Origin of the sequence: Ancylothrix sp. D3o (assembly GCF_025370775.1) — a bacterium.
Lineage (GTDB): Bacteria > Cyanobacteriota > Cyanobacteriia > Cyanobacteriales > Oscillatoriaceae > Ancylothrix.
On sequence record NZ_JAMXEX010000012.1, the window covers coordinates 1 to 16427 of the forward strand.

Here is a 16427-nt window from a genome sequence, read left to right on the forward strand (position 1 = left end):
TTTAGCTGGCATAGACGGGCCTAATAAATTGCATAAATTTGTTTTTTCATTATACATTATAAGTGCGTAACAGCTTACTGCTTCTGGTAATGATGCCGGCAAGTCATACGTTGTGTTTGGCAAAACAAACACTACGGCAATTAATTTAAGTTCTCTCGGGACTGGTGGTTTTATCATCAATGGTGAGGCGGCGGGGGACGGGAGCGGCTGGAGTGTCAGCAGTGCAGGCGATGTCAACGGTGATGGTTTGGCTGATTTAATTGTTGGTGCTCGCAATGCTGATACTGCTTCTGGTAATGATGCCGGCAAGTCATACGTTGTGTTTGGCAAAACAAACACTACGGCAATTAATTTAAATTCTCTCGGTACTGGTGGTTTTATCATTAATGGTGAGGCGGCGGCGGACCAGAGCGGCAGATCAGTCAGCAGTGCAGGCGATGTCAACGGTGATGGTTTGGCTGATTTAATTGTTGGTGCTCGCAATGCTTCTGGTGGTGCCGGCAAGTCCTACGTGGTGTTTGGCAAAACAGACACTAATGCAATTAATTTGAGTTCTCTCGGTAGTGGTGGTTTTGTGATCAATGGCGAGGCGGCGTCGGACAATAGCGGCGGGAGTGTCAGCAGTGCAGGCGATGTCAACGGTGATGGTTTGGCTGATTTAATTGTTGGTGCTCGCTTTGCTTCTGGTGGTGTCGGCAAGTCATACGTCATTTTTGGTGGAGACTTCACCGGCGCTGTTACTCAACTAGGTACCGATGCTGTTGATAATCTCACCGGCACCGCCAATGGTGAAGCTTTAGTTGGTGCAGCCGGCAATGATATTCTCAATGATGGTGGCTTTACTAATATCCTGATGTATGGCGGTGCAGGAAATGACCGCATTGAGATATCAAATACTAATTTCCGCCGTTTGGATGGTGGTTTAGGCAATGATACTTTGGTGTTAACAGGAAGGGACATGAATTTAGACCTCACCGCCACTTCTGAGAAACCCAAAATTGCCTCTTTTGAAACTATCGACCTCACCGGCACAGGTAATAACACCCTAACTTTAAGTTATGGGGCACTGCTGAATTTGGTTGAAGAAACTCGCGCTTCTGGTGGTTTCAACCGTTTAACCATCTTAGGCAATATGGGGGATATGCTTGAGGAGTCATTCTTGAGTAGTTTCACTTTTAATGTTGCCGATGATTTTGTCACTTTTACCAAAGGTAATTTGGAAGTAAAAGTCCAGAATGGTGTGGGTGTCCCTACCCTCATGTAACATCTACGCTCCCAGAAACCCGGTTTCTTAGAGAAACCGGCGTTTTTGCCAATCAAAAAACCGAAAAAAACCCTAATTTCTGCCAAAAATCGCTTGACAATCAGCAGGCAGGTGTGATATGCTAAAATTGATAAGGAAGAACTATCTTAAATTTAAAACCAGAGGATGGCCGCTTTGGTTGCCCTCTTCAGCAAAGACCAAACCGGCCTGTAAGCACATAACCGAAAGAAGCGGTGAGTTTTGATTTAGATCCCAAAACTCACACACTCAAGACAGCTTATTTGGCTACAACTTCCACCGGCAATTTAGCAGCAGTCGGCAGGGTTGTTTCTACAACCGGCTCAGATTCAGCAGTAGCGGTGCTTTCACCCGCAAACCACCAGACAACAATAGCCGGCACAACCCCAAACAGCACACTCAGAGAAACAGGAATCCAGAAACGGACATCCAAAGCACCGACAGTGATAATCGCACCAAAGGCAAAATTTACGACATAAGTTACCACCGGCAGATTGAGAGCAGAGCGAGATAATTCAATAGGTTTATTGCCCCACAAAACAGCAGCCACCGTCATAAATAAAGCGCCGGTGCCAAACCAACCCGACAAATTACGATAAGGCATTCCAAAAAATTCGCCAACTTCTTGAAACTGCCAAAAAGGAAAAGCCGTTTGACTCATAGCCGGATCGAGAACTAAATCCCAAGCAGTCAGCAGAACCGCACCAAAAGAAATAGCAGCGACTTGTTGAACCAGCATCGGCAAATTAGTCCGAGACAAACCGGCACGAGCCAAGATATAGCAAACAAAACCCATGTAAAACCAAGACAAAGGAATTGTAAACGGCACCAAACCGGCAATTTTGTAGCCCAGTCCGCTTAGGTAATGGTAAGCGCCAAACGGAAAGCCGGTGCTAGTTCCCAGTAATTCGCTGCTTAAAGACAGCACTACAGAAGGCAGCATAAAAGCTAACCAGCGATATAAACCCAGTTGTCGATAGGCATAAAGGGCCACCGCGACAGCCCCTAAGATGATATATACCACTCCCCCACCGGCCATGCTCCACTGAAAAATCTTCTGGCCCACAGCCGATAAACTAACAATTAGTTCGGGATGGGGTAAAACCACCAACAATCCAGCCAATCCAAAAGCCATCGCCAGGATATGACCTAGCAGGCTGTAGCGTTCCGTAGTCATTAGTAGCTTCATCGAACCCCTCAAAATCCTTAAAAAATATCAACCTTGTAAAGCGCTTCTTAACAGTTTACAAATGTTTAACAAAAATCTATCCTCAGAATTAGGGAATCTCACCTAAATTCAGCTATTCCGGCGGTTTTCGTGGCCCCATATAAGTTTTTTTTATTTAAAATGGTTTTAAAGACAGGTTTGCTAAAGCAGACGCCCCAACTAAGGAAAAATACTTGTAACTCCCACCTCCCCTACAAGCTAAGGTTATTTTCCGCCTTAAAGCAGCAGTAAAACCCCCAACAAAAAGAAAAACTGCAAAAATCATGTGTCCCGGTAAGATTGGAGCAAGCGCGAATAACCTGCAAGATTTGGAGTAGTGAGAGAAAGTCGTGGCAATTGCAAGTTTAGGAATTGGTTTAGGAGTAGCCGCATTAGTGTTAGGGGCTGCCGGTGCAGCCATTGAGTTACAATTCCGCCGCCGTCCGGGGAATAAGTTAGAACTGGATGCCGGTAGCTGGCAAATGGAAAAAATCTCTCCCAACCGTTTATCAGTGGTGGGGGAGATGGAATTTCAAAATAAAACAGACAGCTTAGAAATCATGTTGCCGGATGTCAGCGCCGACGTGAAACTGCTGTCCAAGGGCAGTTTAGAGGGCATCACGAGCAAAACTCAAATTACTCCCCTCCACAAAGACGCACCGGCCCGCAACGACGGTTACTGGTTTGGCTATATCGTCAAAGTTGGCAAAACCACCCGCATGAAAATCGCTATAGATATAGAAGGCGATGATCTCAGTCAACTACAAACAGCTTGGGTAAAGGTAAATTATCTAACCTACGGCCCAGAGGGAAGAATCCCCAAAACCAAGCACGTTATTTTTCCCTTGCAATATCCAGAAGTTGGTACCGGCAAGTGGCGAAATAGCCCTGTCGCCGATGTGATGGCAATTAAAACCCATTTGCTGACTCACCTAGATCAGCCGGTAGAAATTGTCAAAAAATATGTCAGCCCCCAAGCACAGCCAGGAGATATTGTCACTATTGCCGAATCCCCGATAGCAATTATGCAAGGCCGGTTTATAGATCCAGCCACAATTAAACCAGGCTTTGTCGCTAAGCGATTGTGTTATTACTTTATGCCCACTTCCAGCCTGGCGACTGCTTGCGGGATGCAAACTCTAGTTAATATAGTCGGGCCGGTGCGCGTTGTCTTTGCCTTTGTCGTGGGGGCACTTGCCAAAGCTATTTTGCGGAAACCAGGGGTGTTTTATCAATTAGCTGGGGAACAAGCAAGACTTATTGACGATGTTACCGGCACCCTCTCACCCTATGACCAATTTATCGTCCTAGGGCCGGCCAACCCCCAAGAAGTCGTTGAGCAAATTAAAAGAGAAACCGGATTAGGTGCCGCCATTGTAGACGTGAACGACTTAAAAGCAGTTAAGATATTGGCAGCGACCACCGATGTATCTCAGGCATTGTTAGAGCAAGCCCTGCTCAACAACCCCGCCGGAAACGCCGACGAACAAACCCCCGTTGTTTTGATCCGCCCTAAAACAGGCAATTAAAACAGCCAAAGAGTCATTAGTCAACGGTCATTAGCCATTTCACAAACAACTATGGACAAATGACATTTGAGATCCCCCCCTAAAAAAGGGGGGAACACAAAGAAAATTTGACTTTTGACCAATGACTAATGACAAAGGACATTTGAGCCGTATAACCGGCCCAGACCAAAAAAACCCAACCATCCAACCAACAACCATTTACGGAGGGTGGCGAAAACACTAAAACAGTAAATAGGTTTATCGCCGCAAAACAAATGAATTCTGTTGCGACCTCCCAAACACCCAACACAGTCGTCCGCCCCGTTGCCTATCGGGATCTCGAAATTCTCGAAAAACGCCTAACCTCGGCAGAAGACGACCAAAACACAAACGACTTCGAGCAAAACAGCAAACTTGTCGGTCAAGTCCGGCGCTGGTATGGCTTGATCAAACTCCTCAGCCTCTTTCCCAACCCCTACCAGCACCTATTTTGCTCCTATATAGCCGAACAAGAAGGACAACTGCGAGGCAACATCCAAATATCCCCCTTTAACCGCACCCGGAGTACATGGCGGGTAGATCGCGTTTGGGTAGACCCTACCGTATCTAAAAACGGCATCGGTTCAGTATTGCTGCGGCACTGTATGGAAGCGATCTGGGAGGCTCGCACTTGGCTACTCGAAGTCAACGTCAACGATAAAGACGGCATGGCATTATACCGGCAAAACGGCTTTCAACCGCTTGCCCACACAACCTACTGGGAAATCAACCCAGAAACGATCCGTGAACTGGCAGAACGTGAAACCGACTTACCCAACTTATTGCCGGTCAGCAACGCCGACGCCCAACTGCTCTGTCAACTCGACACCGCCGCCATGCCACCGGTTGTCCGGCAAGTCTTTGACCGGCACATTCAAGACTTCCAAACCAACATCGTCAGCGCCCTGCTCGAAAGCATCAAACAATGGCTCACCCAAACCGAAACCGTCAGCGCCTACGTTTTTGAACCGCAGCGCAAAGCAGCTATCGGCTATTTCCAACTCAGCCTTTCTCGTAAAGGCACCCAACCCCACAGCGCCCAATTAACCGTGCACCCCGCTTATACCTGGCTTTACCCAGAATTGCTATCTCAAATGGCCCGGATAGTCGGCGACTTACCCCCCCAATCCCTAGAACTCGCCTCCTGTGACTACCAGCCAGAAAGAGAACAATACCTCGAACAAATCGGCGCAAAACGCATCTATCACACTCTATTAATGTCGCGTTCCGTCTGGCACAAACTGCGAGAAACTCGACTCAGCCCCCTTGAAGCCTTGCAGCTAACCGAAGTCCTCCAAGGTTTAGGAGCCGCCCGTAAACCGGTTCCCAGTCGGCTTTCTTGGCTCAGCGGAACCCCTACCCCCTCCACAGGAGAAATCAATCCCCTCGCCACCGCAACCCCCGATCCCCCAAACACTCCCAGAACCTCCCTAACGGTCGAAACCAATAACCCCCTCCCCGACACCGATAACCCTCCGCCTAATGCTTAAAAATGGACTTTGATTTCTTTGCGGGACTCAAAGCAGAGGTCAGAGTGGCCGGTAGTTAAACAGGACTTAGGCATTCAGATTTTTAAAGTGGAGCAGGCATCTTGCCTGCTCATAGCGGACAGGATGCCCGCTCCACAGAGAAGTTACCTTTTTAAAGCGGATTTGGTATCAGACTTTAAAAACCGGGTTTTTTAGGCAAAAAGCAGAGGCAAAGGTCTTGAATGTTGCTGAAGAAATAGGTCTGTAAAGCCTTTGCCTTTCTCCTAGGAGAGAGAATCCCCCAGATAGTCATTTGTCAAGAGTCAAGAGTCAAGCAGTCATTAGACTATGGACAAATGACTAATGACAATCAGAGAGAAAAAAAGATGGTCTCAAAAATTTCTGCCTTGGCCCTGGATATTGGCAATAAACGCATCGGAGTTGCCGGTTGTGATGGTTTAGGACTCTTCGCCACCGGCCTCACCACCATAGAACGCAAATCCTTTGAACAAGTCGTTGCAGAATTGCAATATTGGGTCAAAGAACGCGAAGTTCAAATTCTCGTCGTTGGTCTTCCCTACTCAATGGATGGATCGCTCGGTTTCCAAGCAAAATCTATCCAAAAATTTGCCGAAGCCGTCGCCGAAGCCCTAAATTTGCCGATTGAATATGTCGATGAGCGTCTCAGTTCTGTTCAAGCAGAAGAAATAATCGTCTCTCAAAAACGCTCACCCTCCCGCAACAAAGCACTCATCGACCGCAAAGCAGCCGCTCTGATTTTGCAGCGATGGCTCGACACAAATAGCGTTAGGCGGAATATCTCCCCGCCGTGATATTCTGGTGAGTGCGATTGACCACAACCGCAACTCTTCCTGATTTGGACTTTCATTATCTATGTTCTCATCCCAACCCCCAAGAGAAAACGGACGACCGCCCTCTGATGAAACCGTCACTGTTATGGATGAAATGGGGCAGACCCTCCAGTGTTCCGTTGAGCATTCTTTTGACCTAGACGGGCAAGAATATCTGCTACTAATGCCCATAGACACACCGGTAGAAATTTTTTCTTGGGTTGGCGAAGATCAAGACGACGACGAAGCCCATCCTGTCGAAGACGAAGCCGAAATCGATAAGCTATTTCCCATTGCCAAAGCCGTCCTCGAAGAACAAAACCTCACCCTCAAACGCACCGCCGTTGTCCTCACCGTCGAAGGCGACTTACCCGAATGGACACCCGAAAACGAAGAGAACGACAGCGATGGAGCCCCTGAAGGCGAATATGAGGAACTTCAGTGGATCGCCAGCTTCTATAACGAAGAACAAGAATACGGCATCTACAGTCCTCTTGATCCTTTCTTTGTCTTGGCTCGGGTTAATGCAGCCGGTGAACCTGAACTTCTCTCTCAAGAAGAATTCAAAGAAATTGAACCCATGTTACCGGCCATTGAAGGCATGATCGAAGACCGTCTTTTTGAAGAATTAGACGGCGAATAAAAGTTTAGAGTTTAGAGATTAAAAGAAACCCGTAAAATCTACGGGTTTTCAGAAGATAATCTAAACTCTAAAAAAACAATGGCATTTAAAAAACAAGATTTAAAGCCCTTGAAAAATAAGGCTTTGCCAAAAACTTTACTAAAAAGCCAAGCAAGCAAGAACACTATTTAGGTAGGATGCAAAATCTTTAACAAACAAAGTTTTAACACTCTAAAAAAGACAAAAAAACGAGCGTTGTCTTAAACGACAAAACAAATAGCTCAAAGACTGATATTGACCGCGAAATATAACCAAAAATATCAACACAGTTGTTTCAATAAAAATGGCTAAAGGCATATTAAAGTGGTTGTTTTTTTTGGGCGTACCCGCAGCAGTAGGAATTGCCGGTTGGCAAAGTTGGTCATGGTGGAATGAAGTACAACAACCCGTAGCAGCCGCGACAACAAAACCCAAACCCGTCTTACTTGAAATTCAACCAGGTACCGCCGCCGGAGAAATAGGCGAAAAATTAGAAGCCCAAGGACTGATCCGTTCTGCTGAAGCTTGGAAACTGTGGAGCCGGTGGCTAGGCCGGCAAGATCCCAGCGGCGGCTTCAAAGCCGGCACCTACCAACTTTCACCAGCCGAACCGATGCAAGAACTGGCAGCCAAAATATGGGCCGGTGATGTCGTCAAACTGAGTTACACCATCCCCGAAGGCTGGTCGATCAAAAAAATGGCCGCCTACTTTGAACAGCAAGGCTTTTTCAAAGCAGAAGACTTTATCAAAGCCGCCAGTGAGATCCCGCAAGCTGAGTTTCCTTGGCTTCCCACCGGCTTACCCCACCTCGAAGGCTATTTATATCCAGACACCTATAAAATTGCCGGTGACAGCCTCACCCCCCAAGCGATCATTAACCAAATGTTGCGCCAGTTTGAACAAATAGCCTTGCCGGTTTACCAACAAAACAAAGACAAAACCAAACTCAACCTCAAAGAATGGGTAACACTGGCTTCTATTGTCGAAAAAGAAGCAGTCATATCCACAGAACGCGGCATCATAGCTGGAGTATTCAGCAAGAGACTAGAAATAGGCATGACCTTGGGAGCAGACCCCACCGTAGAATATGGTTTAGGAGTGACTCAAACCCCGGATAAACCCTTAACATTAAAACAAGTCAGCATCCCCAACCCCTACAACACCTATATCAACACCGGCCTGCCGCCCACCCCCATTGCCAGCCCAGGGATAGAAAGCTTAAAAGCCACCCTTTCTCCTGAAAAAACAGATTATCTTTATTTCATGGCTCGCTATGACGGCTCCCACATTTTCAGCCGTACCCTAGCCGAACATGAGGCAGCAGTTGGTAAAATTCGAGACGAGCGTGATGCAAAACGCACCAATTAACCATTAACGAAGTAAAAAAAAAATGTCTTGGGGCAAACTCTTACAACCAGACTTAGTATTAGGAGACTCAATCTTGAGGCTCACACCGGAAGTTTTACAACAACATCAACTTAAAGGACTCGTCCTCGATGTTGATGAAACCCTCGTTCCCCTCAAAGTCCGCGAAGCTTCCGACGAACTGCGGCAATGGGTCGAGCTTGTCCGGCCTTCTGTTTCCCTGTGGCTACTCAGCAACAACCTCAGCGCCAGCCGGATCAGCAGCATCGCTCATTCGCTTAACGTTCCCTACATTTTAGGCGCCGCCAAACCCTCGCGGCGCAAACTCCGACAAGCCGTAGACAAAATGAATTTGCCGGTGGAACAAGTGGCAATGGTAGGCGACCGGCTCTTTACCGACGTTTTGGCCGGCAACCGTTTGGGGATGTTCACCATCCTTGTTGAACCGATGATAGACCCCAACGATGCGATGCGCCGTTACCGCTGGCGAACTTTTGAAGTCTGGTTTTCTCAAAAACTCGGAGCCACGCTAACTCCGTAACAAAACGAAACAAAACGTTAGGGATCGACACAAACCGAAATATAAAGAAAACATTATGAAATAAACCACTTTGAAATATTGCTGGCATGATAAAGATAGTTCAAATGGGGTCAGCCGATATAAAGACCCTAACCATAAAAAAGCACTATATAATATCCAAAGCGCCAGCCTTCCAAGACGGGAGACTGGCGCTTTGGTTTTGACAGTTTTTTCGGCCAGAGTTCAGACAAAGTACAGACGAACTGCTGCGAAAGTCTCTACTGACCAATGACCAATGACTTTTGACAAATGACCAATCAAACAATCGTTATTAAAATAGGCACATCGACGCTTACCCAACCGGCCACCGGCAACTTAGCCCTTTCTACCATTGCCAGCCTTGTCGAAACGATCATCAGCTTAAAACAACAAGGCTATCGCGTGGTTTTAGTTTCCTCCGGCGCCGTTGGGGTGGGGTGTGCAAGACTGGGAATGAAAACCAGACCCCGCAGCATGGCCCTTAAACAAGCCGTCGCCGCCGTTGGACAGGGCCGGTTAATGCGTGTGTATGATGACTTATTTACAACATTAGGCCAGCCGGTAGCGCAAGTGCTGCTGACTCGGACAGACTTAGTACAACGCAGCCGTTATTTAAACGCCTATAACACTTTTCAAGAATTGCTGAGGTTGGGAGTGGTGCCGGTGGTTAATGAAAACGACACCGTAGCCGTAGAAGAATTAAAATTTGGCGATAACGACACTCTTTCAGCCCAGGTAGCCAGCTTGATCGAGGCCGATTGGCTATTTTTGCTCACGGATGTAGACCGGCTTTATTCTGCTGATCCGCGCAGCAACCCAGATGCTAAGCCTATTCCCCTCGTCCAAAGTTTAGATGAACTGGAAAAACTAAGCGTCCAAACCGGCGGAAGTGGTACAGCTTGGGGAACCGGGGGAATGGCCACCAAAATAGAAGCTGCTCGCATTGCCACCGGCGCCGGTGTGCGAACGGTGATTACAAACGGCGCAACACCGCGTAACGTCGAAAAAATCTTACAAGGAGAATCAATAGGCACTCAATTTGAGCCTTCTCTGTTGGCAGATCGCGCCCGCAAACGCTGGATCGCGCATGGTTTAATTCCCTCCGGCAAACTTTATCTGGATGAAGGGGCTGTGAGGGCGATTTCTAACCAGGGCAAATCTTTGCTGGCGGCGGGGATTAAAACAGTAGAAGGAGAATTTAATACCTCAGATGCGGTGGTGCTGTGCGATGAGGCCGGTCGGGAAATGGCGAGAGGGTTGGTGAACTATACCAGCGAGGAATTACAAAAAATTCGCGGCTGTCGTAGCCAAGAAATTCCTGTGATTTTGGGTTATGCCGGTGCCGAAACTGTTGTCCACCGGGATAATTTAGTGTTGAGTAATTAGTTTTTTGTCATTTGTCCTCTGTCTTTTTTGTTATAAAAAAATACCCAATTTTTCTTAATAACCAATGACAAAGGACAAAGGACAAATGACTATTAACGATTGAGCATAACAATTTCTGGGGGTGCAATTTCAGCAGAAGCGAGGCCGGTGCTACCAGAATTTAACCCTGGTTTTTTAATTGGCAGTTCTCGGTGGCTTGATTGCGAAAAAGGTTTGAGAGACTTATCTGCGGAGTCTGGTTGTGGTGGTGTTTGGGAGTTTGAATTGTTAGATAACAAAGACAGACCGCTTACTGCACCGGCCATCAAAGCAGCATAGCCAACATATAAATGTCCTGTCCGCAGATTAAAACCTGTGCTTGGTTCAGCTTGCTGCCAAGAAGGGACAACAGATTTTGCAGAGTCGGGGGTAGGAATGGAGGCGGCGAGTTGAGTGCCGTTTAGTCCCAAAGCATCACCGAGCCGGCGAACAAAACCTCGCACATAGATATCTTCTGGCAGACGTTCAATTTGGCCGTTTTCGAGGGATTCCAGGTGAGGGAGGGGGACAAGGGTATGCCAGTGTAGTTGTTGCAGCGAGAGAAATTTGGCTTGGCGGCGGGTTCGCAATTCTTGGCCAATTTGCCGCAGGCGTTCAGTCCGGGCAATAGCGCAGTTTTCGTCAGCCACTTGTTTAGAGTTGAGTTTCCAGGCTTGGGAGTTGCTACTACCAAAGAAAAAGGGTTTAAAACCAGAGGTAGGGGGTTGTTGGGGTGCCGGTGTGGGGTTTAGTGATTGTTGGGTGCCGGAGGTGGCGCGATGTTGTATAAGTGTTTTTAGGGCAATTCCGATAGCTTCTCTGGTGAGTGCTTTGAGAATCGCTTGGCTGGTTTGGCCGTTTTGGGGGTTTTGCGGTTGTAGCGTTGTGATGGCGCGATGGTAAACTTCACTTCGATACAATTCCCCTTCAATTTGCCCTAGTAAGTTTCTCAGTATCTCTTGAGACGATTCTTTTGGCGGTTGGCCGTTTTGGTTATCATCAGCGGCCAGTTTCGGTAACATGATGGGTTTTTTCTCCGTGAGTCGTATAAAACAGTATCTTTTGATAACAATTGCTGGGTATAAAAAATTTAGCCTGCTTTTAGGTAAGCGGGCGGAGAGTTTCGCTGGGATTAATAGTTAAGAAGATACTGCCGGTTTGCCTAGTAACTTTTCATAGAAAAAGTTTGCCAATCAGGACGATTTTAAGTTATTTTGCCATCAAAAAGCCTTAGCAAAACCAAACACAGTTTAGGCTTTTAATGATTTAGCTTTGGCCCTTTACAGGCGAGATGCCTGCCAACACCTAAAAAATCAAGGCTAGAGATGTTATCCAAGTATTAAAATTCAAACAAAAACATCATTAAGCATCTGTATTTAATTGTGTAGCAGGCGTTCTATCTAGCATTGCATTAAAAGCAGAAAATCAAGCTATAAAGTAGGGACTTGAGTTTCTTGTAATTTTTGCAGATGTTTCGGGCAGAAATTGGCTACTCCAACAGCGATAACTTTGCCTGAGTAGGAGGCTTTGGCTACCATTTGTTCTTGAGTTCCGCCTTCTGATATCATTGCCAGGACAATTTTGGTAGCAAATTCGGTAACTGTGGAACCGCTATCAAAAGCTGTGCAAGCATCGCGGGCAATTTGATTTGCTTTGGCGTTGCCCATTTGTTTGTGAATTTGGGCTTCTTCGGGGGTTAATTTTTGTTGGAGTTGAGTTTCAAAGTTGCCGGCTTTTACGGGAATTGCTGTTAGTAAAATTAGGGCTGTTGTTAAGGTGGTTAGGGTTGGTTTTAGCATGGTTGGTTTTTTGTTATTTTAACCGCAGATAAACGCAGATAAACGCGGATGGGTTTAGGGTGGGATGTGGGTTTTTAGTTCGCCACTAGGGGAGGTTTTTGTGTCAACATAGATAAGTATTTTCTATATTGACACAGGGACGCCGATAATGTCTGCTCCAAGTAATGCTCTTTTTCACCGCAAAACTTTCAATATTGCGCTGGGGGGGTTTAGTTTTCCGCCGGATCTGGAAATGCGCCACACAAAAATTCTCCAGTGGATCGCGGCTTTGGAAAATGGCACTTTGGATGAAATTAAAGAAGTGTCTTTGCATGGAAGTTTTCTTAACGATATTTTTAAAGAGGTTTTGGGGTATCGTTCTGTTATTCAAGGAGAGGGGAAAATTTGGGAAATTTACGCGGAACAAACTATCTCGGCGAGTGGGGGGATAGCTGATGGTGCTTTGGGTTTTTTTACGGCAATTGAGAAGAGTAAGGGAAAGGTGAAATTGTCGGGTAAAATTGTTGCACCCATTGAGTTAAAAGCTGCTAAAAATGACCTCGACCGGCCCGCACCCGGACGTAAAGACTCTGCGGTTGATCAGGGATGGGGTTATGCAAATTGTACGCCTGATTGCCGGTGGATTATTGTCTCAAATTATCGGGAATTGCGGTTATATCAAACAACGAAGAGCAAAGTTTATTATGAACAGTTTTTCCTAAGAGATTTGAAAGATTTAGATGGGTTTAAGAGGTTTTATTTTTTGCTTTGCCGGCAGAATTTTTTAGCCAAAAGTCCTCAAGCTTTATCAGTTATAGATGAACTGCTGGCAAAATCAAATGAGGCGCAGGAAGAAATCACCAAAAAACTTTATGCCGAATATAAAGAAGTGCGGTTTAATTTGGTAAAGCATTTTCAATTTCAAGGTGCAAAAAACATCATAAATCAAGATGCAGTTTTAATCGAAAAAGCACAAAAAACCCTCGACCGGATTTTATTCATTGCTTTTTGTGAAGATAGAGGTTTATTGCCAGAAAGAACGATTGCTAAAGCGCATGATCATAAAGATCCCTATAACCCTCGGCCAATTTGGGAAAATTATAAAGCAATTTTTCGCTGGGTAGATCAGGGAAATGATGACCCACCAATTGCTGGTTATAATGGTGGTTTGTTTAAACTTGATACAGTTTTAGATGAGCAACTTTTTGTTACAGATTTGCTTTGCAGCCAACTGAAACAATTAAGCAGATTTGATTTTGATACAGAGGTTTCTGTTGATATTTTAGGGCGAATTTTTGAGCAGTCTGTAACTGATTTAGAAGAACTAAAAGCAGAAACCACCGGCACCCAATTTGATAAAAAGAAAGGCAAAAGAAAAAGCCAAGGAGTCTTTTATACTCCTGCTTGGGTAACGCAATATATTGTAGAAGTTGCACTTGGTGGATATTTGAAAAGACGAGAAAAGGAACTGCACGATAAATTTGAGTTAGAAAACATCCCAGAAAAAGCAACAAAAAAGCGAAAAGAAGCAGAAATTAAGTTTTGGGAAACTTACCGCGATGAAGTTTTGAAAAACACACGAGTGCTTGACCCCGCTTGCGGTTCCGGTGCATTTTTAATGGCGGCTTTTGATTATTTGTTGCAGGAATATGAACGGGTAAATTTAGCTTTGGCGGCGTTGGAAAATACCCCCGGACAGCGGAGTTTGTTTGATTTAAATACGAGCATTTTAAATAATAACTTATACGGGGTAGATTTGTCGGCGGAGTCAGTGGAGATTACGAAACTTTCGCTGTGGTTGAAAACGGCAGAAATGGGAAAACCTTTAACTTATTTGGATGAAAATATTAAGGTAGGAAATTCCATAGTTGGGGATTCGCGTTTTGCCGAAAAAGCGTTTAATTGGGAAAAAGAATTTGCTGAAGTTTTTGCAGATGGGGGGTTTGATGTGGTGATTGGAAATCCTCCTTATGTGCGACAGGAGTTGTTATCGCCAATTAAGCCTTATTTGCAGGCAAATTATGAATCTTACGATGGGGTTGCAGATTTATATACCTATTTTTATGAAAAAGGTTTGAAGCTGCTTAAAAAAGGCGGTTTGCTGTCTTATATTGTGACGAATAAATGGCTGCGCGCCGGGTATGGGGAAGCATTACGCCGGTTTTTTGTCAAGGAGGGAATTATAGAAAAAATTATCGATTTTGGACACGCGCCCATTTTTGAAGATGCGGATACTTTTCCTTGTATTCTTGCGCTGAGGAAGCCAGATTTTTCAGAGAATGTAGCAGAAAATAAGGTGATTGTTTGTGCGGTTCCGCGTGAATGTTTGGCAGATATTAACTTGAGTCAATATGTGGAAGAAAAAAGTTATAAGATTTCGCAGTCGCGTTTTACGGCGGATGCTTGGAGTTTGGAACCGGCAGAAGTTGATGAGTTAATGCAGAAAATTAAGCGTGTGGGAATTCCGCTGAAAGATTTTGCCGGCGTTAAGCCTTATCGCGGAATTTTAACCGGCTTAAATGATGCGTTTTATATTGATGAAGCTACAAAAAATCGTTTGATTCAGGCAGATACGAAATGTGCGGAAATTATTAAGCCTTTTCTGCGGGGACAAGATATTAAACGCTGGCATTGTGAATGGCAAAATCTGTGGTTAATTTTTACCCGTCGTGGGATTGATATAGACGCTTATCCTAGTGTGAAACAATATTTAAACCAGTATCGGAAAAATTTAGAACCTCGTCCCAAAGATTGGGATATTATTAAAAATGGTGAATGGAAAGGCAGAAAATCGGGCAGCTATAGGTGGTATGAAATGCAGGATGCTGTTGACTATTGGCGAATGTTTGAACAGCCTAAAATTATTTATCAAGAAATTAACACTTTTCCTAGTTATGCCATAGATATAAATAGTCACTTTCTAAACAACAAAGTTTTTCTTTTACCCAAAGCTGATTTGTATGTTTGTGCTTGTCTTAATTCACCGATAGGGTGGTGGATAGCACATCGATTATTTCCTAAGATGATAGGCGATGCTGTGACTCCGCGTGGTGATTTGATGGTTGATTTTCCCATCGCAATTCCTACAGATGAAATTCGCGCTGAAATTGAACCAAAAGTGACGCGGTTAATTGAAATCACCAAAATTAATCAACAAGCGTATCGAGAGGTCTTAGACTGGCTGCAAATTGAACAAAATATCGAGAAACCTGGACAAAAATTAGAAGATTTTGCGAGTTTGGAGGCTGACGAATTTATTGCGGAAATTAAAAAGCGAAAACCCAAAGGAAACACAAGTTTAAGTCCGGCGGGATTAAAAGCAGTGAGAGAGGTTTATAATGAGTATGCACCGGCTATATCGTCTCGAAAAGCTGAAGCGTTGAAATTAGAAAAGCAACTCTCAGATTTAGTTAACCAAGCTTATGAGTTAACCCCAGAAGAAATAAACTTGATGTGGAAAACAGCGCCTCCGAGAATGCCGGTGATTAGATGATGTTTGAAGAGAAGTTGTCGATATTCTTTAATTTTCCTGAATGTAAGTACCAAGAAAGACTAATTGATTAATGATTTCTGCCGCAGATAGAGTAGAAATTAATCTTTCAATTGCCCGCAACTGTACGCCTACCGAGTAACTTTGACGTTCCGAAACAATAATGCCGGTGTGGGTTCTTTCTTCCGCCATATAGATTGAATGAAGCCGGCAGAAATCTTTCGCGTTATAGGTGTATATAACGCGACTTTGTTGAGTTGCCCAAATAAGCTGCTCATCATCCGACTGACTAAGATTATTAGCTTCCGAGGTTGTTATTAAATCAAAACCGGCATTTCGCAAAGCTTTGATTAGCGCCTTTCTTGGCGTATCTTCATCCAAGTATAAACGAATCTTACTCACGACAATTTACCCGCCTTATATTCAGCTTCTAGCCGTTGATATTCTGCCTTTTCTTCTGCGAGTAAATTCTCAATTAATTCTTGATTAGCGTGATAGTAAGCCAGCGCAGCATACACCTGCCCTAAACTCAAAAAATCAAACTCTTGAGCAATTTCTTCAGGAGTCATACCTTCTTTGTAAAGAACAGCAATTGCTTGAACCGAAACTCGTGTACCTTCAATGCGAGGCCGGCCACCACAAGTCCCCGGAGTACAAACAATTAAAGTACCAATATCAATAGCAGTCGTTATCATAAATACCTCATCTATTTTTTCTGATTATAACAAATTTAAATTATGGCTGGCATTGAGACAAACTTAATGTCAGCCATAAAAAAAGCCCTTTAGGGCTTATTAAGTAGAAGCACTTAAT

Annotated in this window: 14 protein-coding genes; 9 read left to right on the forward strand and 5 right to left on the reverse strand. The window is 44.9% G+C overall.

Translation table 11 applies throughout. From position 1 onward, the window contains the following. The first annotated feature begins 112 nt into the window (after positions 1–112). Positions 113–1264: an integrin alpha gene (locus NG798_RS18585; protein WP_261225198.1), complete on the forward strand. Its 1152-nt coding sequence runs from the start codon at positions 113–115 to the stop codon at positions 1262–1264. Between the two features lie 277 nt (positions 1265–1541). On the opposite strand, the gene cruF is transcribed toward NG798_RS18585, so the two are convergent. Beyond that, positions 1542–2471: a gamma-carotene 1'-hydroxylase CruF gene (gene cruF, locus NG798_RS18590; RefSeq protein WP_261225199.1), complete on the reverse strand. Its 930-nt coding sequence runs from the start codon at positions 2469–2471 to the stop codon at positions 1542–1544. 368 nt (positions 2472–2839) lie between these two features. Here cruF and NG798_RS18595 point away from each other — a divergent pair, with 368 nt between their 5' ends. The 7 genes from NG798_RS18595 to proB all read left to right on the forward strand — a co-directional run bounded on the left by NG798_RS18595 (position 2840) and on the right by proB (position 10328). Further along, on the forward strand, positions 2840–4018 hold the full coding sequence (locus tag NG798_RS18595; protein ID WP_261225200.1) for a coenzyme F420-0:L-glutamate ligase: 1179 nt from the start codon (positions 2840–2842) through the stop codon (positions 4016–4018). A 254-nt stretch (positions 4019–4272) separates the two neighbouring features. Beyond that, the gene (locus NG798_RS18600; RefSeq protein ID WP_261225201.1) at positions 4273–5526 is read left to right on the forward strand and encodes a GNAT family N-acetyltransferase; all 1254 of its coding nucleotides are present in this window, start codon (positions 4273–4275) and stop codon (positions 5524–5526) included. 365 nt (positions 5527–5891) lie between these two features. Further along, positions 5892–6338, forward strand: coding sequence for a Holliday junction resolvase RuvX (ruvX, locus tag NG798_RS18605; protein ID WP_261225202.1), 447 nt, complete (start codon positions 5892–5894; stop codon positions 6336–6338). A gap of 61 nt (positions 6339–6399) precedes the next feature. Then, entirely contained in the window at positions 6400–6999 is a 600-nt protein-coding gene (locus tag NG798_RS18610) for a DUF3727 domain-containing protein (RefSeq protein ID WP_261225203.1), read from the forward strand. 322 nt (positions 7000–7321) lie between these two features. Continuing rightward, positions 7322–8386 (forward strand): endolytic transglycosylase MltG, encoded by a 1065-nt coding sequence (gene mltG / locus NG798_RS18615; protein ID WP_261225204.1) that lies wholly within the window; start codon positions 7322–7324, stop codon positions 8384–8386. Between the two features lie 22 nt (positions 8387–8408). Further along, the gene (locus tag NG798_RS18620; protein WP_261225205.1) at positions 8409–8924 is read left to right on the forward strand and encodes a YqeG family HAD IIIA-type phosphatase; all 516 of its coding nucleotides are present in this window, start codon (positions 8409–8411) and stop codon (positions 8922–8924) included. Positions 8925–9212: 288 nt separating this feature from the next. Further along, on the forward strand, positions 9213–10328 hold the full coding sequence (proB, locus tag NG798_RS18625) for a glutamate 5-kinase (protein WP_261225206.1): 1116 nt from the start codon (positions 9213–9215) through the stop codon (positions 10326–10328). A 92-nt stretch (positions 10329–10420) separates the two neighbouring features. Here proB and NG798_RS18630 read toward each other — a convergent pair whose 3' ends face one another. After that, the gene (locus NG798_RS18630; RefSeq protein ID WP_261225207.1) at positions 10421–11368 is read right to left on the reverse strand and encodes a RodZ family helix-turn-helix domain-containing protein; all 948 of its coding nucleotides are present in this window, start codon (positions 11366–11368) and stop codon (positions 10421–10423) included. Between the two features lie 408 nt (positions 11369–11776). Beyond that, positions 11777–12145, reverse strand: a complete 369-nt coding sequence (locus NG798_RS18635; protein WP_261225208.1) for a hypothetical protein — start codon at positions 12143–12145, stop codon at positions 11777–11779. Positions 12146–12293: 148 nt separating this feature from the next. On the opposite strand from NG798_RS18635, the gene NG798_RS18640 reads away from it, so the two are divergent. Continuing rightward, complete coding sequence (locus NG798_RS18640) at positions 12294–15617, forward strand: Eco57I restriction-modification methylase domain-containing protein (protein WP_261225209.1); 3324 nt, start codon at positions 12294–12296, stop codon at positions 15615–15617. Positions 15618–15644: 27 nt separating this feature from the next. On the opposite strand, the gene NG798_RS18645 is transcribed toward NG798_RS18640, so the two are convergent. After that, positions 15645–16016: a DUF5615 family PIN-like protein gene (locus tag NG798_RS18645; protein WP_261225210.1), complete on the reverse strand. Its 372-nt coding sequence runs from the start codon at positions 16014–16016 to the stop codon at positions 15645–15647. Further along, positions 16013–16309 (reverse strand): DUF433 domain-containing protein, encoded by a 297-nt coding sequence (locus tag NG798_RS18650; RefSeq protein WP_261225212.1) that lies wholly within the window; start codon positions 16307–16309, stop codon positions 16013–16015. Before NG798_RS18650 ends, NG798_RS18645 begins: the two co-directional genes overlap by 4 nt. Between the last annotated feature and the right edge of the window lie 118 nt (positions 16310–16427).

Bases quoted from the DNA above. Each gene is read 5' to 3' on its own strand.
- cruF (WP_261225199.1), bottom strand. From the start codon at position 2,471: ATGAAGCTACTAATGACTACGGAACGCTACAGCCTGCTAGGTCATATC.
- NG798_RS18600 (WP_261225201.1), top strand. From the start codon at position 4,273: ATGAATTCTGTTGCGACCTCCCAAACACCCAACACAGTCGTCCGCCCC.
- ruvX (WP_261225202.1), top strand. From the start codon at position 5,892: ATGGTCTCAAAAATTTCTGCCTTGGCCCTGGATATTGGCAATAAACGC.
- NG798_RS18610 (WP_261225203.1), top strand. From the start codon at position 6,400: ATGTTCTCATCCCAACCCCCAAGAGAAAACGGACGACCGCCCTCTGAT.
- mltG (WP_261225204.1), top strand. From the start codon at position 7,322: ATGGCTAAAGGCATATTAAAGTGGTTGTTTTTTTTGGGCGTACCCGCA.
- NG798_RS18620 (WP_261225205.1), top strand. From the start codon at position 8,409: ATGTCTTGGGGCAAACTCTTACAACCAGACTTAGTATTAGGAGACTCA.
- proB (WP_261225206.1), top strand. From the start codon at position 9,213: ATGACCAATCAAACAATCGTTATTAAAATAGGCACATCGACGCTTACC.
- NG798_RS18630 (WP_261225207.1), bottom strand. From the start codon at position 11,368: ATGTTACCGAAACTGGCCGCTGATGATAACCAAAACGGCCAACCGCCA.
- NG798_RS18635 (WP_261225208.1), bottom strand. From the start codon at position 12,145: ATGCTAAAACCAACCCTAACCACCTTAACAACAGCCCTAATTTTACTA.
- NG798_RS18640 (WP_261225209.1), top strand. From the start codon at position 12,294: ATGTCTGCTCCAAGTAATGCTCTTTTTCACCGCAAAACTTTCAATATT.
- NG798_RS18650 (WP_261225212.1), bottom strand. From the start codon at position 16,309: ATGATAACGACTGCTATTGATATTGGTACTTTAATTGTTTGTACTCCG.